20 protein-coding genes are annotated in these 18,983 nt (G+C 42.0%); 14 read left to right on the top strand and 6 right to left on the bottom strand.

The window, feature by feature from the left end:
* The first annotated feature begins 94 nt into the window (after positions 1 to 94).
* Positions 95 to 430, top strand: a complete 336-nt coding sequence (locus KFZ56_RS18475; protein ID WP_222643654.1) for an MGMT family protein — start codon at positions 95 to 97, stop codon at positions 428 to 430.
* A 127-nt stretch (positions 431 to 557) separates the two neighbouring features.
* Here the strand turns inward: KFZ56_RS18475 and KFZ56_RS18470 are convergent, their stop codons facing one another.
* Both KFZ56_RS18470 and KFZ56_RS18465 read right to left on the bottom strand, forming a co-directional pair.
* A complete protein-coding gene (locus tag KFZ56_RS18470) occupies positions 558 to 1,187 on the bottom strand; it encodes an NUDIX hydrolase (protein WP_222643653.1) in 630 nt (209 codons plus the stop codon).
* Positions 1,188 to 1,246: 59 nt separating this feature from the next.
* Positions 1,247 to 2,227: an NAD(P)H-quinone oxidoreductase gene (locus tag KFZ56_RS18465; protein WP_222643652.1), complete on the bottom strand. Its 981-nt coding sequence runs from the start codon at positions 2,225 to 2,227 to the stop codon at positions 1,247 to 1,249.
* Positions 2,228 to 2,518: 291 nt separating this feature from the next.
* Here KFZ56_RS18465 and KFZ56_RS18460 point away from each other — a divergent pair, with 291 nt between their 5' ends.
* The 3 genes from KFZ56_RS18460 to aroD all read left to right on the top strand — a co-directional run bounded on the left by KFZ56_RS18460 (position 2,519) and on the right by aroD (position 5,235).
* Positions 2,519 to 3,163 carry a 5-bromo-4-chloroindolyl phosphate hydrolysis family protein gene (locus KFZ56_RS18460; RefSeq protein WP_222643651.1) on the top strand — a complete coding sequence of 215 codons (645 nt, stop codon included), beginning with the start codon at positions 2,519 to 2,521 and terminating at the stop codon, positions 3,161 to 3,163.
* The gene (locus KFZ56_RS18455) at positions 3,160 to 4,314 is read left to right on the top strand and encodes a toxic anion resistance protein (RefSeq protein WP_222643650.1); all 1,155 of its coding nucleotides are present in this window, start codon (positions 3,160 to 3,162) and stop codon (positions 4,312 to 4,314) included. Before KFZ56_RS18460 ends, KFZ56_RS18455 begins: the two co-directional genes overlap by 4 nt.
* Before the next feature lie 165 nt (positions 4,315 to 4,479).
* Positions 4,480 to 5,235 carry a type I 3-dehydroquinate dehydratase gene (aroD, locus tag KFZ56_RS18450; RefSeq protein WP_222643649.1) on the top strand — a complete coding sequence of 252 codons (756 nt, stop codon included), beginning with the start codon at positions 4,480 to 4,482 and terminating at the stop codon, positions 5,233 to 5,235.
* A gap of 102 nt (positions 5,236 to 5,337) precedes the next feature.
* Here aroD and pstB read toward each other — a convergent pair whose 3' ends face one another.
* From pstB to KFZ56_RS18430, 4 genes are all read right to left on the bottom strand, one after another.
* The gene (pstB, locus tag KFZ56_RS18445; RefSeq protein ID WP_222643647.1) at positions 5,338 to 6,162 is read right to left on the bottom strand and encodes a phosphate ABC transporter ATP-binding protein PstB; all 825 of its coding nucleotides are present in this window, start codon (positions 6,160 to 6,162) and stop codon (positions 5,338 to 5,340) included.
* Between the two features lie 27 nt (positions 6,163 to 6,189).
* Positions 6,190 to 7,074: a phosphate ABC transporter permease PstA gene (gene pstA, locus KFZ56_RS18440; RefSeq protein ID WP_222643645.1), complete on the bottom strand. Its 885-nt coding sequence runs from the start codon at positions 7,072 to 7,074 to the stop codon at positions 6,190 to 6,192.
* A 1-nt stretch (position 7,075) separates the two neighbouring features.
* Positions 7,076 to 8,023, bottom strand: coding sequence for a phosphate ABC transporter permease subunit PstC (gene pstC / locus KFZ56_RS18435; protein ID WP_222643644.1), 948 nt, complete (start codon positions 8,021 to 8,023; stop codon positions 7,076 to 7,078).
* 73 nt (positions 8,024 to 8,096) lie between these two features.
* Positions 8,097 to 9,065 (bottom strand): PstS family phosphate ABC transporter substrate-binding protein, encoded by a 969-nt coding sequence (locus KFZ56_RS18430; protein ID WP_222643643.1) that lies wholly within the window; start codon positions 9,063 to 9,065, stop codon positions 8,097 to 8,099.
* A gap of 218 nt (positions 9,066 to 9,283) precedes the next feature.
* On the opposite strand from KFZ56_RS18430, the gene KFZ56_RS18425 reads away from it, so the two are divergent.
* The 10 genes from KFZ56_RS18425 to KFZ56_RS18380 all read left to right on the top strand — a co-directional run bounded on the left by KFZ56_RS18425 (position 9,284) and on the right by KFZ56_RS18380 (position 18,710).
* Complete coding sequence (locus KFZ56_RS18425; RefSeq protein ID WP_222643642.1) at positions 9,284 to 10,417, top strand: MFS transporter; 1,134 nt, start codon at positions 9,284 to 9,286, stop codon at positions 10,415 to 10,417.
* A 177-nt stretch (positions 10,418 to 10,594) separates the two neighbouring features.
* Positions 10,595 to 11,647, top strand: coding sequence for a Delta(5) desaturase DesA (gene desA / locus KFZ56_RS18420; RefSeq protein ID WP_222643640.1), 1,053 nt, complete (start codon positions 10,595 to 10,597; stop codon positions 11,645 to 11,647).
* A gap of 133 nt (positions 11,648 to 11,780) precedes the next feature.
* Entirely contained in the window at positions 11,781 to 12,920 is a 1,140-nt protein-coding gene (locus KFZ56_RS18415; protein WP_222643639.1) for a sensor histidine kinase, read from the top strand.
* The gene (locus tag KFZ56_RS18410) at positions 12,917 to 13,516 is read left to right on the top strand and encodes a response regulator transcription factor (RefSeq protein WP_222643638.1); all 600 of its coding nucleotides are present in this window, start codon (positions 12,917 to 12,919) and stop codon (positions 13,514 to 13,516) included. The genes KFZ56_RS18415 and KFZ56_RS18410 overlap by 4 nt, the downstream gene beginning before the upstream one ends.
* Before the next feature lie 180 nt (positions 13,517 to 13,696).
* A complete protein-coding gene (locus KFZ56_RS18405) occupies positions 13,697 to 13,846 on the top strand; it encodes a hypothetical protein (protein ID WP_222643637.1) in 150 nt (49 codons plus the stop codon).
* A 161-nt stretch (positions 13,847 to 14,007) separates the two neighbouring features.
* Positions 14,008 to 14,574 carry a nucleotidyltransferase family protein gene (locus tag KFZ56_RS18400; protein WP_222643636.1) on the top strand — a complete coding sequence of 189 codons (567 nt, stop codon included), beginning with the start codon at positions 14,008 to 14,010 and terminating at the stop codon, positions 14,572 to 14,574.
* A gap of 86 nt (positions 14,575 to 14,660) precedes the next feature.
* Entirely contained in the window at positions 14,661 to 15,827 is a 1,167-nt protein-coding gene (prpF, locus tag KFZ56_RS18395) for a 2-methylaconitate cis-trans isomerase PrpF (protein WP_222643634.1), read from the top strand.
* A gap of 235 nt (positions 15,828 to 16,062) precedes the next feature.
* Entirely contained in the window at positions 16,063 to 16,974 is a 912-nt protein-coding gene (locus KFZ56_RS18390; RefSeq protein WP_222643630.1) for a CPBP family intramembrane glutamic endopeptidase, read from the top strand.
* A gap of 140 nt (positions 16,975 to 17,114) precedes the next feature.
* The gene (locus KFZ56_RS18385; RefSeq protein ID WP_222643629.1) at positions 17,115 to 17,864 is read left to right on the top strand and encodes a class I SAM-dependent methyltransferase; all 750 of its coding nucleotides are present in this window, start codon (positions 17,115 to 17,117) and stop codon (positions 17,862 to 17,864) included.
* A 153-nt stretch (positions 17,865 to 18,017) separates the two neighbouring features.
* Positions 18,018 to 18,710 carry a hypothetical protein gene (locus KFZ56_RS18380; RefSeq protein WP_222643628.1) on the top strand — a complete coding sequence of 231 codons (693 nt, stop codon included), beginning with the start codon at positions 18,018 to 18,020 and terminating at the stop codon, positions 18,708 to 18,710.
* Positions 18,711 to 18,983: the final 273 nt, after the last annotated feature.

Here is an 18,983-nt window from a genome sequence, read left to right as displayed (position 1 = left end):
ATACGAACAGGATTTTTACATGTAAACTACATATAGAAGTCAACGAGCGATGTCGATCCCCCAACTTTTTCGTCGCTTTAGGAGGAGTGAAAACATGAAACCATTCACAGAAAACGTCATAACCGTACTACAGCAAATTCCTGAGGGGCGGGTGATGACATATGGGCAAGTGGCCCGTGTTGCGGGTAGCCCACGTGCGGCACGACAGGTTGTGCGCATTTTACATTCCATGAGCCGCAAACATAACTTGCCTTGGCATCGAGTTATTAATGTGAAGGGGCAAATTGCGTTAAGAAGTGAGGAAGGCGTGATGAATCAGAAGTCGATGCTGGAGGATGAAGGTGTTGAGGTTAGCAAGACTGGGAACGTGGACTTGGCTACATACCAATTTCATACGGATGGACTTTTGGAGGAAGACGATAAACCTTAATTTGACAACCTTTACTTAATCGATAAGGAACCTTTCTTATATAACATACGTACAAAAAGCCAAGTTTCCTAAAAATAGGGTGCACGAACGGTTTTGTGTATGTCCCCTTCATGCACGCACATTTCTCCTAATAGTAGCTGTTGCTATCCAGCAAAGTCAAAAAATGTGTCAATATCTTTGCTGTTAGTCCCCAAATTGCCTTGCCGTTGTAGGTATAAAAAAGTTCATCAATGGAACGCGTATTCCAGTTATAATTTTCCCCGCCAACAATAAGGTCATAAGGAAAATCTTCTTCCGGCACGACTTGAACGTTTACTTTATACACGTCCGGCCTCGTTTGGAGGAAAAAATTCAATGGTACAGTGAAAACTTCCTCGACCTCTGCTTCACTTGGCTGAATGTGATCCGGATTGGTAATACTGCCAATAAACGGGTAAATCATTCTGCCTGAATCAGCCACGATGTAATCAAGTGGAACCATGTCTTTAATAGTAGTTGCTCTTATCCCAAGTTCCTCCGTCGTCTCTCGAATTGCACAGCTTTTTGGATCTTTGTCCTCCTTATCGATTTTCCCACCTGGAAAACAGACATCACCAGGCTGACTACGCATTTGCATCGATCGGACTTCAAATAAAATATGAATCTCATTTTCTACCTCGATGAGCGGCAGCAATACCGCCGATTTTCGAAATTCCTCCTGTCCAAGTATTCGCGGCTCTCGATTCTGCAATTTTGTAATGATGTTTTCCAGTTTCATATTAAAAACCTCCATAATACAAGTGACAGGCACGCCTCGAAATTTGCTGAATGGAACGTTTAATCATCCATTTTCAATACAATCTTGCCGATATTTTTATTGCTTTCCATGTGCTCATGCGCCTGTTGTGCTTCGCCAGGACTGAATACATGATCAATGACGGGTTTTAGTTGTTCACGCTCAAATAGAGGCATGGCCTTTGTTTCGAAGTCTTTCGATAGAGCTGCTTTATAATCATCGCTTCTAGGGGTAAGCAAGGTGCCTATCAGCTTAATACGCTTGCTCATGATATCCATTAAATTTACGTTCTCAATCACAGCGCCGCCTAATACTCCAATCAGAATCCAGCGCCCGTCCACGTTTATGCTGTTTAAGTTCTTTTCCCAATAGGAAGCGCCAATAAAGTCAAGTACCAAATCAACGCCCTGATTGTTGGTAGCCTTCATGACTTCCACGTCAAAGTGCTGTTCTTTATAGTTTATGCCCACATCTGCACCTAATGAACGGCAAAATTGGAGTTTTTCCTCTGATCCGGCTGTTGTAATCACTTTGGCGTTGGTTAGCTGTTTAGCGAGCTGTATGGCTGCGGTTCCAACGCCGCTTCCGCCTGCATGGATCAATACGGTCTCATCTTTACTTAAATTGCCTAGCCAAAATAAGGTCTGATAGGCGGTTAGAAACACCTCTGGAATGGCGACCGCTTCCTCAAAAGATAAATGTTCCGGTATCTCCATCGCCCTGTCAGCTGGCATTACTGCATATTCAGCATAGCCCCCGCTGTTAACAAGCCCTGTCACACGCATGCCGTTTTTATCCTCCGTACCGTTTCCAGATGCCTCTACGACACCGGCGACTTCAATCCCTAAAATGGGATTAGTCATGTAAGCGGACTGTCCCTCCCGGCTTAGAATATCAGTACGGTTCACAGCGGCCGCCTTCACGTTAATCAATAGTTCATCGGATTTAATCTCCGGCTTGGGCTGTTCTGCTACTTGTAATTGTTCCGCCCCGCCAGGATGCTTTACAATGATGGCTTTCATAGCTTATCCTCTTTTCTTATCCTATTTGTCTTACATCTATGATAGCAGTTCATTGAAGTGCCTGTCACGCCCCACATTTTGTCGAATAATGTCATCGAAGAGGTTGTTCTTCTCTACATTCAGGTGGTAGAACGATGCGCTGTCAATACGATAGTTCCTCCCACTTGGCATCGGGTACTATAATAACGTAAAATAGAAGTGAAACCTTTTGACGACTTTTATCGTATACAAGGTATTGTCTTATCTGAACTTATCTACCATTACGTCAGATTCCAAATAGGAGTTGGAATGATGAAAGCATTTCTTCAATTTATCATACGATCCATGTCCGCTTCTTCAGCGGCGATACTGACATGGCTGATTAGCTTTTTCGCCTTTGAGCAAACGATTTGGCTAGCTGGTCTGTACGCTATCTTCGGTGGAGGGATCGTTTATATTTCCATAAAGCAGATGACGGATTTTCGCAGGCGGAAGCAGAATGGCCTGAGTCGTAGAGAATATAAATTTATCGAAAAAAACCTGAAAGAAGCGAAAGAAAAAATAACACGCCTGAACCGATCCTTGCGAAGTGTCCGCAATTTCGCGCAGGCTAAACAAAATTTTGAAATCATGATAACCGTACGGAAAATTTATACAAACACGAAAAAGGAGCCGAAGCGTTTCTATAAAGCTGAACGCTTTTACTACGAACATTTGGACTCCCTCGTTGCATTAACCGAAAAATATGCATACCTGTCTGGGCAACCAGCTAGGACAAAAGAGATGAACCAATCTTTGCGAGATACTCGTCACACGTTAGCGATTATGAACGAAACCGTTAAGAAGGATTTGCATACCATGCTTGATGATGATTTGGACATCTTGGATTTTGAGCTGGATGTGGCCAAGCAATCCATAGATAAACGGGCGAGTTCAAACAGGAGGGCCTTGAAATGAATGAACAACATGAACCGAGACGACCAAAGGAAGTAGAAGATTTATTGGCAAATCCGTTTGGTAATCAGGGAAACGTCGCACAAACCACGAATGAGGAAAAGCCGCAGCGACAATTCGATATGTTAGATGAAGAAGGCCAAGAGCAGGCAATCCGGTTGGCAGAACAGATCGATTCGAATAATTATCAGGCCATTACCCAGTTTGGAACAGAGGCTCAGAATAAGCTGCTGAATTTTTCCCATTCGATGCTTGAACACGTCCAGACGAATGATGCTTCAGAAATTGGCGGGATTCTGGAAGACTTAATGAAGAAACTCGAGCAAGTAAATCCGGATGAACTTAAGCCGGAGAAACGTGGCTTATTTTCCCGGATATTTGGAAAAATCCAAGGATCCGTTAATGAAATCCTTTCAAGGTATCAAAAAACCGGTGCACAGATTGACCGCATCAGTGTCAAGTTAGACCACTATAAAACGGCATTAACGAAAGATAATGATATGCTTCAAGAGGTGTTTGATAAAAATAAAGACTATTTCGAGGCATTGAATATTTATATTGCTGCTGGTGAAGTGAAGTTGGAAGAACTGGGAAAGAACGTCATACCTGAGCTGAAGCGTAAAGCGGAACAGAGTCAGAACCAAATGGATGTGCAGGAGGTCAATGATAAACTGCAATTTGTCGAACGACTTGATAAGCGCATGCATGATTTGAAACTAAGTCGGCAAATCACCACACAAAGTGCACCACAAATACGTCTCATTCAAAATACGAACCAGGCATTGGTCGAAAAAATACAATCATCCATTTTGACCGCAATCCCACTTTGGAAGAACCAAATCGCAATTGCGCTTACCCTGATCCGTCAGCGCCATGCTGTGGAAGCACAGAAACAAGTGTCCAACACAACGAATGAACTACTCGAAAGAAACGCAGAAATGCTGAAAACCAATTCCATTGAAACGGCGAAAGAAAATGAACGCGGCCTTGTGGACATTGAAACATTAAAGAAAACACAAGAAAGCCTGATCACCACCATCGAGGAAACCATGAACATTCAAACAGAAGGCAGGGAGAAACGCCAACAGGCAGAAAGAGAAATAGCCAGTATGGAAAATGAATTAAAAGAGAAACTGCTTGAATTGAAAAAGTGAGCGAATAAGTTTGGGCGATGTTCTATTGTCCAAGCTTTTTCATTTTTAAGTTGATCCGGGTTTGTACACGATATTCTTTGTTTTGTCTCATATTTTGCCAGTTTTATGGCGAAATTTTCAAAAGTAAGTTATGATAAGTGAAACAATGAAGGAGTGAAATTTCTGATGACAGCAGCGCTATTTCCTAACAAAAAACCGCCCTATATTTGTACACCACTAACCGGGAAAAATAAAGAAGAAATTCGAGCTGAGCTAAAATCGATTATTGCGAAAAGCCCGGATATGATCGAATGGCGCGCAGATTGCTTTCAAGCGCTTCATGATGCCGAATCTGTTTTAGCTGTAGCTGAGGAAATTTCCTCTAGCGGAAAACCCGTGCTTTTTACTATTCGATCGGAAAAAGAAGGGGGGGAAAAGATCTCCCTGTCTGAGGAAGAAAAAATTCATTTACTGTGCGAAATATGTAAACATTCAGCTGTTGCAATCATTGATTTTGAAGTATCCAACAATCCTGATTATATAAAAAAACTACGAAAAATATCCAAACAATACAACAAAAAAATGATCCTATCCTATCATAATTTTGATTGCACACCTCAAACGTCAGATATTATGAAACACGCCTTCAAGGCAGAGTTTTACGAGGCTGATATTGCGAAGATAGCAGTCATGCCTAAGACGAAAGAGGATGTATTACGCTTACTGGAAATAACAAAAGAAACAGATGAAGCGCTAACCATTCCCATTGTCACCATGTCGATGGGCGCGATGGGTAGTTTGAGCAGAATCGTAGGCTGGGCATACGGATCCATCATTACATTCGGCTTAAGCGTGCAAGGCTCAGCTCCGGGGCAAGTACCGATAGACAAGCTGAGAAAACTGATTGAAATGACGCAGGATACGGTGGGCGAGTGGCGCTAAAACAGTCCTAACAACATTCATTTCGTATCAACAAAAAAGACCATCAAATTGATAGTCTTGTAGCATTGCATGTTGCCCTATAGCCACGCGAGCCCTACTCTCTCATCCAAATCTTCCTGAAATATAATCTGCCGTCCGATCGTCAACCGGATTATTAAAAATAGAATCCGTTTGATCACATTCAATCACTTCCCCATGTAAGAAGAAAGCTGTTCTATTGGAGATGCGGGTGGCCTGTTGCATGTTGTGTGTAACAATGATAATGGAATATTCCTTTTTAAGCGCTTGAATCAGTTCTTCAACCCGCCATGTAGATTTCGGATCAAGCGATGATGTTGGTTCATCCATTAAAATAACTTCTGGTTCAATAGCTAAGCAACGAGCGATACAAAGACGTTGCTGCTGTCCGCCGGAAAGTCCGTATGCATTTTCGTTCAATCGATCTTTAACCTCATCCCAGAGGGAAGCGCCACGAAGGCTTTTTTCCACGATTTCATTTAATATTTTTTTGTTACGAATACCATGGATCTTTGGACCATAAGTGATATTGTCATAAATGGATTTTGGAAATGGGTTTGGTTTTTGAAAGACCATTCCAACGCGTGTCCGTAAGTCCTCGACGTTAAAAGATTTATCTAAAATATTTTTATCCTTATATGTGATCGTACCGGTTGTACTTACGTTCGGAACAAGTTCGACCATGCGGTTTAATGTCTTGATAAATGTGGATTTACCACAGCCTGAAGGGCCGATGATGGCAGTTACTTCTTTTTCATAGATAGACAAATTTATATTTTTTAATGCGTGTGTTTTCCCATACCATAGATTTAAATCATGGGTATTGTAGACGCTTTTCTTATTCCAATCTTTGGATTCGGCTGTACCGACTAATGTTAACTCCGTTTTCCTCTCTAAAGCAGTTGTCATGATAATCAGTTCTCCTTTATTCTAATATTAATACCTTTGCCCAAATTTATTTCTAATGTGTATTGCGACAGCATTCAATAAGAACAACAACATAAGCAATACGACAATGGTTGCAGCGGCCAAGTATGCATATTCATCAACGAGGGAGGAATCGAGTGTCCAGTAGTAAATTTGCATGGGCAGTGCTGTAAATGGGTCAAAAAACCCTTCAGGGAATGGGATTAATAATGCTGGAATTCCCAGTACAGTTAGTGGCGCTGTTTCCCCAATCGCGCGGGATAGTGCCAATATGGACCCTGTCAAAATTCCTGGTATTGCTGCTGGTAAAATGATGTTCTTCACGGTTTGCCATTTCGTCGCACCCATTCCGTAAGATGCCTCACTTAAATGCTGAGGTACGGCACGAATAGCTTCTTGCGCTGAAACAATCACAATCGGAAGTACCAGCAAGGATAGGGTTAGCCCTCCGGCCAGTACTACATTTCCAACGCTCATGGCCCGGACAAAAACGGTTAGACCTAATAGCCCATACACAATAGAAGGAACACCCGCTAGGTTTGAGATATTCGTTGCTATGATGGTTTGCAGTTTTCCTTTTTTCGCATATAATTCCAGGTAAATGGCTGTACCAACGCCTAAAAATAGCGTAACCGGAATAACCACAAGCATTAACCACGATGTTCCAAGAATGGCTCCCATAATTCCGGCACGATCGGCATCTGTCGACAATCTACCTGTGAGAAAATTCCAGTCCATCCAGCTAATCCCTTGTGTTCCAACACGAATGAGCAGGACCGCCAGTACCACTAATCCAAAAATCGTAGCAAGGAAAAAAATGCCCTTGAATAGATTGTTTTTTAACAGCCGGCTGTTTAATCGCTTCTGAACGTTTCCCGTGTCAACATATTGCATCTTAGTATTCCTCCCTAAACTTACGAGCGATGTATCTTGCAAGTAGATTCATCATAAGTGTGAAAACAAATAGCGTCAGCGCAACGGCGTATAAGCTGTAATAGATCGTCTCTCCGGCAGGCGCATCGCCACCGGCTACTTCAACGATATAGGCGGTCATGGTTTGCATCGATTGCGTGATGTCAAATGTGAAATGCTTCGAGCTCCCACTGGCAATAGTCACAATCATCGTTTCCCCGATTGCCCGGGAAATACCCAGCACAAAGGAAGAGATAATTCCCGATAGGGCAGCTGGAACGACCACTTTGAATGTCATTTCAAGTTTGGTGGCACCTAAAGCAAGCGCACCCTCACGCATCGAATTCGGAACAGAAGTCATCGCATCCTCCGAGAGGGAAGCGATCATAGGAATAATCATTACTCCCATAATAAGCCCGGGACTAAGGATGTTCGTTGCTTCTACTGCTGGAAAAATAGTTCTTATTACCGGTGTTACAAATGTAAAAGCAAAAAACCCATAAACGATGGTAGGTATACCGGCAAGTATTTCAAGCATTGGTTTCCATGTTCTTCTACGTTTTTCAGAAGCATATTCACTCAAATAAACAGCTGTCATCATTCCAATCGGTCCTGCAACAAGTATTGCAATCAAAGAGGAGATGATGGTGCCGTTGATGAGTGGTAAAATACCAAATGCCGGGTCTTGGCTTAATGGTCGCAAGACAGTGCCTGTAAAGAAGTCCCAAATAGGTACTCGCCTGAAAAATTCAATCGCCTCGGATAAAAGCGTGTAAATAATGCCAACGGTTGTCAGAATGGAAATGGATGCAATCATGAACAGGATCGTTGGAATGATGTTTTCCGTCAAGCGGGACATGTTCTTACCATTTTTGTTTTTATTGATTAATTCGCGAACATTGATACGGTTATTCTCCCTGCTAGCTGCCATTTCCCGAAGCTCCTTTCATGCTTTATAGACAATAAGACAGGCGCCCCTTATCAAGCTCCTACCTTATAGAAACTTATTGAAGTGATTCTAGGTCTTCAACATATCCTTGAGCTTCTTCTTCCGGAATTGGGGCGAATCCAGCTTCACCCGCGAAATCGTTGGTATTCTCCATCATGTAGAGCGCATAGTCCATTACTTGAGGGTTCTCCTGAGCCTGATTTACGTTTAAATACGTGAACACCGGTCGCGTAAAGTTTGCGTAGTCCCCATCTTCAGCGATGGTATCAAGGTTTGGCTCAACCGGGCCGTCGCCGAAATCAACGCTCACGGCCTGAAGGTCATCCTGGTTGTTGACATAATAACCAAAACCAAAGAATGCAATGCCATTTACATCTTCGGAGACAAGATTAACAAGTGTTGAATATTCTTGTTGAAGATTCGTATTGGGGTCTAAATCTTGTTCCTCGAGAATCGTTTCATAGAAAAACTCATACGTACCATGGTTTTCATTTGGTCCCATTTTATTGATTTCCTCATCAGGCCATTCCTCATTGATGTCAGCCCATGTCGTAATCCCGCTTTCAGCAAGGAAAATGTCTTTGACTTCTTGTTCCGTCATTTCGGTTGCCCAGTCATTATCTGGATGAATGACCATCGTTAAACCATCTAAGGCTAATTTCAGTTCTTGTACATCGATGCCAAGTTCATCTGCTTTTCCCTGTTCTTCTTCTTTTATTTGGCGTGAAGCATCATTAAAGTCTGTTCCATCTTCCGCTAAAAACCGTTCAAATCCAGCGCTTGTACCTGCACGGCTTACTTCAACAGATACACCTTGCTCTTGGGTTGCCATGTATTCTTCAGCCAATCGCGACATTAAGGGATAAACCGTTCCTGATCCGTCAATAACAATATTACCTTCTAATTCCTCCGATTCATTGTTGTCCTGTACTTCGCCTTCTTCCGCGTTCGTTCCCCCACAGGCTGCAAGCACAACAGCAAGTGCAGCTGATCCTACAAAAAATGAAACCTTCTCAAACCTCATATAATTGCCCTCCCTTAGATAGCTATGAATTTTAGAGCGTATCCCGCCCCTCAATTGCTAGTATAATAGGTGAATGTAAAGAAGGTATGTTGCTAATGTAAAGCTTTTGTTAAGATAGTGCCCGGGACACCCGAAATTTGTCGTTTTTTATTGCTTTTATGATAGGATTTTTCTTCGTGTGTGGTTTATAATGGGGGAGAGAAAGTGAGGAATTTAGGATGACGAAGGTTTTATATTTTATTATTGTTGTTTCATTTTTAGATACATTTATCCAACTGCCGATTATTACACCATATGCGTTGGATTTAGGGGCATCGCATTTTTTGGCAGGGGCTATTGTCGCTGTTTACTCACTGACGAATATGATTGGTAATATATTTGGTGGGCATTGGATTGACTTATTTGGCCGTAAAAAAATCCTGTTAATTGGTATGCTTGGAGGAGCAGTTATTCTTTTCTTCTATCCATTTGCCCAAACAGGGGGACAGCTTTTCATGATACGGTTTCTTCATGGGGTTGCAGGCGGATTACTGATACCGGCAGCCTTTGCTTATGTGGGAGATAAGACAAAGGAAGGGTCAAGAGGAAAATCAATGGCGCTCACCGGCGCATGTATTGGTATTGCTGCCATTGTGGGCCCTGCGGTGGGAGGTATCATGGCTGCAAGAGCGCAAATTGATTATGTATTCTGGCTGGTTGCTGCATTATTCCTTATCAGCTCCCTATTAATCGTTTACTTTGTGGAGGAGTCCTTTTCTTCCAAGGAAAGAAATAAAGTTGCCATTGGGGATTTTATTCCCCTTTTAAAACAACCATTGCTTATACAAGCGTCCTTAGCTGCTTTTGGACTTATGGTAAGTAATGGAACATTAGCGTTTGCCCTGCCATTAAAGGTAGATGAAATGGGACTTGACTCCGCAGCAACAGGGATGCTGCTAACAACATTTGGGATTGTTGCGATCATTATCTTTGTCAGCCCAATGAACGCTATTTATGAAAAGTTTTCTCCCATTTACTTAGTCATCATAGGGTTGACGATTATTGGACTCGTACATCTGTCTTTAAACTTTACTGCGATTCATTGGCTCAGTTTTCTGTTAATGATGATTTACGGTGTGGGATTTGCGCTAGTGTTCCCTTCGATGAATCAGATTGTCTCCGAGGTGTCATCAATGGTTGATCGAGGCAAAGCATATGGTATTTTCTATGCCTTTTTCTCCCTGGGTTCTGTAGCGGGATCCACCCTGTCGGGAGCAACTTCACAAGTATTTGATCTGCCCTTTACCTCTAGCGCAACAATCATGCTGGGCATTGGCGTTCTCCTGTTAGTCATGTCCGTGCGGAGAAACTAGGCGCCTGGTACCACCCGGGAATTGTCATATTTTTTCAAATGGATCGAGCTGTAATATATATGACACTTGTCATGTCACAGCCTTGACGTTTATGCCTTTTTTAGCACATGGCTTCTATTTACAATAAAGATAGAGATTGCGTATTATGAAAAAACCTATCTTTGGAGGATGTATGCTATGAGTAAACAAAAACAGGCAGAATTAAGAAAAAGTGTCATTCCTTTTGCAAGTTCGGATCACAAGGCGAGCATTATACAGCTGATTAACACAATCATCCCGTTTTTCCTGATTTGGTTCCTTGCATACCAAAGTTTGTCCATTTCCGTTTGGCTAACTGTGGCCTTAGCGGTGGTAGCCTCTGGGTTTGTCGTTCGGACATTTATTATATTCCATGATTGTACGCATGGATCTTTTTTCAAAAGCAGTAAGACGAACCGGATTGTCGGTACAATCACGGGGATTATTACGTTATTTGCTTTTGATAAATGGAAACGAAGTCATGCAATCCATCATGCAACGAGCAGTAATTTAGATAAGCGTGGCACGGGAGATGTGTGGGTGATGACGGTGGATGAATATGTTGCTGCAAACTTTTGGAGCAGACTCACGTACCGTCTGTACCGGACACCGATTGTTATGTTCGGATTAGGCCCGATCTACCTTTTCCTTGTATCCAACCGTTTTAATCGAAAAGGGGCAAAACGGAAGGAACGCATGAATACGTATTTGATCAATAGTTCTATTGCTGTCATTTATGGGTTAATCATTTGGGCAATTGGCTGGCAGGCATTCCTGATCATTCAGCTTCCGATTCTATTCGTAGCGGGTGCGGCAGGGATATGGCTGTTCTATGTACAGCATCAGTTTGAAGATTCCTACTTTGAAAATGAAGATGAATGGGATTTTGTAAAAGCTGCTGTTGATGGAAGCTCCTATTATAAGCTGCCGAAAGTAATGGAATGGCTGACAGGAAGTATTGGCTACCATCATGTGCATCACTTAAGTCCAAGGGTTCCGAATTATAATTTGGAGAAGGCACATGAATCCACACCACCCCTGCAGAAGGCGACAACAATCACGCTTGCTTCCAGCTTAAAGTCGATTCGTTTCAGGCTTTATGATGAAGCAAATAAAACGTTTGTAAGTTTTTCGGAGGTGAAAGCTGTATTGAAACGAAGAAAGTTGAACCTGCATCTCAATCACCCGAAAACAAGCATTCAAGAAAAATAAATACGATGTAAAATAGCGGCCGTCAGTGGGTCGCTTTTTTTCAGGTAAACCGTATAGGTGCAACGACGCAATTGCCTAAAGGCTTGGCAATTGTTAGATTTCTAATTATACTTGTCAAAAAGGGGGCCTCATGATGCAAAGCTGGTACCATATTATTCCGAAGAACACCGGACTGAGTGCCTACGCTTGGATTATATTTTGTGTTTTACCATTCTATTTTGTCTTTCGTTCCTCGGGCATGTGGGAAATTATTTTTGGTATCGTCATGATTTTGCTGTTTTTCGCGATATACCGGGTCTCCTTTCTTTCGCCGACATGGACATGGACGGTATATGTATCGGTGAGCTTAAATATGGTGATAAGTGTTGTGATGACAGTGTTTCTGGGCTATGTTTATTTCGCCTTGTTTTTAGCTTTTTACATTGGAAACATTCAGCATAAAGGTGGGTTCATCACCTTGTATGTGGTTCATCTTGTCACCACAATTGGTGCTGTGGGTATTGGATTTTTTACAACGAATGAATATTTCTTCTCCCAGCTGCCGTTTATCCTCATTGCTGTAATTGGTGTTATTCTGCTGCCATTTACATTATATAATCGGAATAAGCGGGAAAGGTTGGAGGATCAGTTACAGGACGCAAATGAAAAGATTTCCCAATTAGTTGTTGTGGAGGAACGGCACCGAATTGCGCGCGACCTACATGACACCTTGGGGCAAAAGCTCTCCCTCATTGGCCTCAAAAGTGATTTGGCCGGGAAATTAGTAGAAGCAAAACCGGAAACAACGAAATCGGAGCTTCGTGATATTCATCAGACAGCAAGGACGGCTTTAAAAGAAGTGCGTGAAATGGTTTCAGATATGAAAGGCAAGAAATTGAAAGATGAAATGGTTCGTATCCAGCAAATTTTGCAAGCTGCCCAAATTAAATTTTATTTGGAAGGAAATCCGAATCTTAGCCATACACCATTACTAATTGAAAATGTGCTCAGTATGTGTTTAAAAGAGGCTGTGACCAATGTAGTTAAGCACAGTCAAGCCTCGAGTTGTCAGATATCCATTGTACAATCTTCTACTGCAGTAATACTTCAAGTCAAGGATGATGGAATAGGTGTCCCGGATCAATTGCCTTTTAAGGAAAATGGTATTCAGGGCATGAGAGAGCGTTTGGAGTTTGTGAATGGGAGCTTAGGAATTGATGCTTCAAATGGTACAACACTAATCATTCAAGTGCCGCAAGTTATTCAACAAATGGAGGAGGAGGGGTTGTCGTGATTCGTATCGTAATTGCTGAGGACCAGCGCATGCTGCTTGGCGCGCTTGGGTCTATACTTGATTTGGAGGAAGATATGGAGGTTGTCGGACAAGCCAGGAACGGGCAAGAAGCGCTAGCTGTCGTGAAGCGGGAGGAACCGGACATCTGTATTATGGATATTGAAATGCCGCTAAAAAGTGGATTGGATGCGGCAGAGGAACTCAAAGATGATGCTTGTAAAGTGATTGTGCTGACTACATTTGCACGTACCGGATATTTTGAACGTGCAAGAAGTGCCGGGGTGAGCGGCTACTTGCTCAAAGACAGCCCAAGTGAGGAATTGGCAACTTCGATACGTACGATTATGGATGGCAGAAGAATTTACGCTCCGGAATTGGTTGATATGGCACTTGATAATGGAAGTCCGTTGACTAGTCGGGAAGAGCAAGTTATTAAGCTTATTGCTGAGGGCAAAACGACAAAGGAAATTGCAAATGAGCTGTTTATTACGAATGGCACGGTTCGTAATTATGTTTCCGTGATTTTGGATAAGCTGAATGTGAGCAACCGGATTGAGGCCATCTCGAAGTTTAAGGAAGAAGGGTGGTTTATGTAAGTGGTACGGGAAAATATTTAATTGCGTTTTGTCAAGTTCTACCTGGGGTTTCCGCTAGTCAGGTTGGATTATTGCGGACGGTATTCCCTGTATAAACATAACGTTCTTTCCTCCTACGAATAAAAACCTTATAAAATCAAAAACTAGCCTTAATCTTATACAGAGGGGGTTTTGATAAATATGGTTAACAAAGGAAAAGAATTCAACAATATGTTTAAGAAAAATCAACAAAGCGGGGAACACCGTAATGGGCGGAAAAGTCAATATAAAAATAGTAATACCGGGGGAGAAGAGGAACCGAATCAGTATATCAATAAGAATGATGAATAAGGCGCCTACTTAATGGCACTTTTTAAGGCTTAGTAACGGTGTGATACCATGCGATCACATCGCTTTTTTTAACTAAGGGAATAGATTATTTCGTAAGTAGTTCAGAATATTTGTGTTAAAATACGTGTAGATAAGATTTTCTAGGGGGATTTTTCATCGTAATGGATAAAGGTAAAATTATTTCACTAATAAAAGAAGATGAATGGATGATGGATATATTACGATCAGCAAAATCATTGAATTTACTTGATTGGTGGATATGTGCTGGATTTGTTCGTTCAAAAATATGGGATACCCTCCATCATTTCGATGAAAGAACGCCTATTCCGGATATTGATGTGATATATTATGATGTTACAAATCGCAAAGAATCCGCAGAAAAAACACTTGAAGAAATGCTTCAAAATCTTATGCCGAACATTCCTTGGTCGGTGAAAAATGAAGCAAGAATGCATATTAATAACAATGTACCGCCTTATTCTTCCTCAATGGATGCTATTTCAAAGTTTCCAGAAACAGCGACAGCTTTGGGTGTGAAGTTAGATGAGAAGGATAATGTGATATTAATAGCGCCTTGTGGAATTAGCGATGTTGTCCATTTAGAGGTAAAGCCAACTCCATTTTTCATAGAGGACAGGCAGCGTCTGAAAATATATGAAGAACGTATAACAAAAAAGAATTGGAAATCAACCTGGAATAATTTAAAAGTGTTTCATGCCTTTGACTAAATAAACAATGGCGAAACAAAGCGAATCCTATTCTATGCTAAATTGTAGGTACGTTACATAATTTGTTGAAGGAGGTAATGAGGAACATGGAGAATGGGGGAGAACAAATAGAGATTCCGGCTGTTTATATGCGGGGTGGAACAAGCAAGGGAGTCTTTATGCTACAAGATGATTTACCCGCTGATCCAACAACACGGGATAAGGTGTTATTGCGTATCATGGGAAGTCCAGACCCTTATGGACAGCAGATCGATGGAATGGGCGGTGCAACGTCAAGTACGAGTAAAGTGGTGATTATAAGCAAAAGTGATCGTCCGGGATGTGATGTGGATTATTTATTTGGGCAAGTAGCTATTGATCAGCCTTTGATAGATTGGAGTGGCAATTGTGGAAATCTTACTTCGGCTGTTGGCCCATTTGCCATACATCAAGGATTGGTAGAAGCTCCAAAGCACGGAATGGCCACCGTTAATATTTGGCAGGAAAATATCGGCAAAAAAATTATAGCTCATGTTCCAATAAAGAATGGGAAAGTACAGGAACTAGGGAATTTTGAGCTTGCTGGGGTAACGTTTCCAGCAGCGGAAGTAAAGTTGGAATTTCTTGATCCCGCTGCTGCTGGTGGTGGGGTGTTTCCTACAGGGAATCCGCTAGATATCATGCATGTCCCAGGTATAGGTGAAATAGAGGCTACTTTAATCAATGCGGGGAACCCTGCCGTCTTTGTGGTAGCTTCATCGTTGGGGCTTAAAGGGACGGAGCTGCAGGCAGATATAAACAGTAATACAGCCTTGCTGGAACAGTTTGAATCAATAAGAACGCATAGTGCTGTTATCATGGGGCTGGAGAAAAGCGTGGAAGATGCTAAGAAGCGTCAGCACACACCAAAGATTGCTTTTTTTGAAGAAGCAACGAATTACACCACTTCTGCTGGAAAAGACGTGGAGGGTGGAACTATTGATATGTTGGCACGGATTCTTTCAATGGGCAAACTACATCACGCTATGACTGGTACAGGGGCAGTAGCCATTGCAGCCGCAGCTTCGATACCAGGAACTACTGTGAGCAGAATTTTAGGTGATGTTAGGTCCGAACTTCGCCTTGGTCATCCATCAGGTACGTTGACTGTCGGTGCCGAAGCAACAAAGGAGGCATCTGGCTGGAATGTAGGAAAAGTGGTAATGAGCCGTAGCGCAAGAAGATTGATGGAGGGTTCTGTTCTGATACCTGATTTGGATAGCTGTTATCAATAGAAGTAACATCAGTAGGAATAACAGCGTTTTTAATGAATGGGTTTTGGGGTAATGTAGCGTTAATGGAATGAAATTATATAAAAAATATGATGAGAATTCAAAAGATATTGGCTTCTTAATTTTTGAAACTTCATAAGCTTATTTACGTATGTTAAGTATAATGAGAAAAGGGAGAGGTTGGTTTTATGGCTTATCAAATGTTGACATTACATAACGCAGGTGAATGTAATTGCGAATGAATAAAAGAAAGATCCTGACTTATGTTTTATGGCTCTACGTATTGACCTTCGGTAGTGCTTCCTTGTTTTTTCTTAGTGGTCTCGGAAGTAACATGCCTCTCTTAAGCATATTCATGACCGTATATATGTTTTTTCCGCTTGTTACCGTCTTTATCGTCCAAAAATGGATCTACAAAGAAGCAGTCGCCCGTCCGTTATTGTTCACGGGACGCCTAAATTGGTGGTGGCCGGCCGCTGCGATTTTTCCACTGTTGCTTGTTGGGCTAACCGCGTTGGTTGCTGTTTTATTCCCAGGTGTAACACTTGATTTGGGCATGGAAGGTTATATAGACATGCTTGATACGGGAACTGCGGCAGCTATGAATGATTTATTTGAGATGTTGCCTTTCCATCCGCTATGGTTACTCCTAGGTCAAGCTATTATTGGCGGAGTTACCATTAATGCAATTTTCGCTTTTGGAGAAGAGGTGGGCTGGCGTGGATTTTTATTGAGGGAGTTCCGCGAGCTTGGTTTCTGGAAAGCCTCTTTGCTCATAGGAGTCATCTGGGGGCCGTGGCATGCGCCGCTGACGCTCTTTGCAGGTCATAATTACCCCAGTACCCCTATCTTTGGTGTCTTCATGATGACGGTGTTTTGCATGCTTGTATCACCGATTTTGTCTTTTATTACGATTAAATCGCGTTCCATTTTTCCGGCTGCATTTTTTCATGGTGTCATCAATGGTGGTACTTCCCTAGGCATTATAATCGTAGCTGGCGGAAATCCGGAATTGCTCAACGGGTTGACAGGGCTTGCTGGTTTCATCGTTTTATTGGCTGTGAACGTGATCATTTTTATTTGTACACGAAGCACGATTAACCACGATTACAAAGCAGCCTTTGCACAGTCGGAGCATCGTCTTAAATAACCATTTTCACCTAAGAGATTGCATGACATAGAGTACGTTCCTAGAATAAATGCCTTTAGCCATTAAGCAAATGGGCGCAAGACTTATATTGACATGCCTATCGTACATGATGGACAAGCAATAAGGGAGATGTATAGCTTGTGAAACAGAATAAATATGATGATCCAGATTTCTTTTCTGCATATGCGCAAATGCCTCGATCCGTTAACGGACTGGAAGGAGCGGGGGAATGGCATGTGTTAAAAACCTTAATGCCCCGTCTGCGAAATAAGCGTGTGCTTGATCTGGGATGCGGTTTTGGTTGGCATTGCCGCTATGCTCGAGAGCAACAGGCACGGGCTGTCGTTGGTGTAGACATTTCCGCAAAAATGCTTCAAAAGGCACGTGAAAAAACGGATGATCCCTCTATTTCGTATATACAAATGCCAATGGAGGACGTTGATTTTGCAAACGATCCTTTCGATGTGGTGATCAGTTCGCTAGCTTTTCATTATACGAAATCATTTGAGGCAATCTGTCAAAGCGTTTCTAATTCTCTAAAGCCAGGTGGTACTTTTTTATTCTCTGTGGAACATCCAATCTTTACGTCTAGGAACGAACAAGATTGGTATGTTGATGATCAAGGGAGTCGCCTGCATTGGCCGGTTGACAACTACCAATCAGAAGGGAAACGTGACACAACATTCTTATCAGAGCGTGTTATAAAATACCATCGCACGATTTCAACCTACATCAACGATCTAATTCATACTGGTTTTCATATCAGGGCAGTCAAGGAACCAATGCCTTCTGATGAAATGGTGAGGTCTGTACCTGAAATGCAAGATGAAAATCGAAGACCCATGTTTTTAATGATAGCAGCAGAAAAGGAATTTTTATCAACGGAATGAATGAAATACGAAAAGACACGTCCCTGCAAAAAGGAGGGACGTGTCTTTTCGTATTTTATGATAAATAAACTTTTGCTTGTTTTCCTCATTGATCAGCCATACTTGGGAAATGCTATAAAACGAAGGAAATTCCAAGCGAGGAAGGATGATAAGATGAAAAAAGGTTTATGGATACTTACTGCAATGTTGCTGTCACTGGCGTTTGTTGGTCCGATTTCGTCGGTTTCGGCAGATCCTCATGATGAGGAAGGGCACGAAAAAGCCGGCTTTTTCAAAAGTGAGGCATTTGTAAAGTACCAAGCAGAGGAACTAGGTATTGACGAGGAAGGAAAAGATGCGGAAACGTTAAGAAAAGAAGTGAAAGAAACTAAAATAAAACGAGCAGCACAAGAAATGGGCGTGGAAACAGAAGGGAAAGATTTCAAGTCGCTTGCAAAAGAAGTCCATCATCAGAAAGTGATGGAAAAGGCAGAAGAAATGGGCATTGAAGCAGAAGGGAAAGAACCAGAAGCGTTAGCGAAAGAAGTTCAGGAAGAGCGGTTGAAAAAAAGAGCAAATGAATTAGATATTGCTACAGAAGGAAAGGATATGGAGGCATTACAAAAGGAAGTATTTGAAACCACAGTCAACCACGAGGCAACCATTTTGGGCATTGATACAGAAGGAAAAGACTGGGTCGACATTCATAAAGAAGTGCAAGAAGTAAAAGTAATCCAAAGTGCCGAGCAACTTCGCATCAATACAAAAGATAAAGACACGCAGCAACTCTTTGATGAAATCATCACAAAACATGCAGACGAAGCCAAAAATCAAAAATTATTCCCATTTGATCGGGGCGAACAGTGACAGGAACGCCCCAGGTTTTGTCGTAATTTGTCAAATTAGGGGTAGGGCTCTTGGATGTTATTCAAGAGCCCTACGGATAGATGAAGTAATGTGATTATTCTAGTTACAGCATACATAGTAGGACAGCTCCAAGACAGACACTTACTTTAGCAAGCAATCGCATTGTACACCTCCGGATAAGCTGTGTCATTGCTAATGCAAATGTACAATATTTTGTTTAAGCCGGTGCTAAATACAGGTTAAGTTTATGTAAATGGGAAGAGCCATAATCTC

Source organism: Virgibacillus sp. NKC19-3, from assembly GCF_019837165.1.
Lineage (GTDB): Bacteria > Bacillota > Bacilli > Bacillales > Amphibacillaceae > Virgibacillus_L > Virgibacillus_L saliphilus.
This window is presented reverse-complemented; position numbering and strand designations above follow the sequence as displayed.

Coding starts and splice junctions, on each gene's coding strand:
- KFZ56_RS18475 (WP_222643654.1), top strand. CDS start 95: ATGAAACCATTCACAGAAAACGTCATAACCGTACTACAGCAAATTCCT.
- KFZ56_RS18390 (WP_222643630.1), top strand. CDS start 16,063: ATGAATAAAAGAAAGATCCTGACTTATGTTTTATGGCTCTACGTATTG.
- KFZ56_RS18415 (WP_222643639.1), top strand. CDS start 11,781: ATGCAAAGCTGGTACCATATTATTCCGAAGAACACCGGACTGAGTGCC.
- KFZ56_RS18400 (WP_222643636.1), top strand. CDS start 14,008: ATGGATAAAGGTAAAATTATTTCACTAATAAAAGAAGATGAATGGATG.
- KFZ56_RS18470 (WP_222643653.1), bottom strand. CDS start 1,187: ATGAAACTGGAAAACATCATTACAAAATTGCAGAATCGAGAGCCGCGA.
- KFZ56_RS18430 (WP_222643643.1), bottom strand. CDS start 9,065: ATGAGGTTTGAGAAGGTTTCATTTTTTGTAGGATCAGCTGCACTTGCT.
- pstB (WP_222643647.1), bottom strand. CDS start 6,162: ATGACAACTGCTTTAGAGAGGAAAACGGAGTTAACATTAGTCGGTACA.
- pstA (WP_222643645.1), bottom strand. CDS start 7,074: ATGCAATATGTTGACACGGGAAACGTTCAGAAGCGATTAAACAGCCGG.
- KFZ56_RS18405 (WP_222643637.1), top strand. CDS start 13,697: ATGGTTAACAAAGGAAAAGAATTCAACAATATGTTTAAGAAAAATCAA.
- pstC (WP_222643644.1), bottom strand. CDS start 8,023: ATGGCAGCTAGCAGGGAGAATAACCGTATCAATGTTCGCGAATTAATC.
- KFZ56_RS18380 (WP_222643628.1), top strand. CDS start 18,018: ATGAAAAAAGGTTTATGGATACTTACTGCAATGTTGCTGTCACTGGCG.
- aroD (WP_222643649.1), top strand. CDS start 4,480: ATGACAGCAGCGCTATTTCCTAACAAAAAACCGCCCTATATTTGTACA.
- KFZ56_RS18455 (WP_222643650.1), top strand. CDS start 3,160: ATGAATGAACAACATGAACCGAGACGACCAAAGGAAGTAGAAGATTTA.
- KFZ56_RS18465 (WP_222643652.1), bottom strand. CDS start 2,227: ATGAAAGCCATCATTGTAAAGCATCCTGGCGGGGCGGAACAATTACAA.
- KFZ56_RS18460 (WP_222643651.1), top strand. CDS start 2,519: ATGAAAGCATTTCTTCAATTTATCATACGATCCATGTCCGCTTCTTCA.
- KFZ56_RS18425 (WP_222643642.1), top strand. CDS start 9,284: ATGACGAAGGTTTTATATTTTATTATTGTTGTTTCATTTTTAGATACA.
- desA (WP_222643640.1), top strand. CDS start 10,595: ATGAGTAAACAAAAACAGGCAGAATTAAGAAAAAGTGTCATTCCTTTT.
- prpF (WP_222643634.1), top strand. CDS start 14,661: ATGGAGAATGGGGGAGAACAAATAGAGATTCCGGCTGTTTATATGCGG.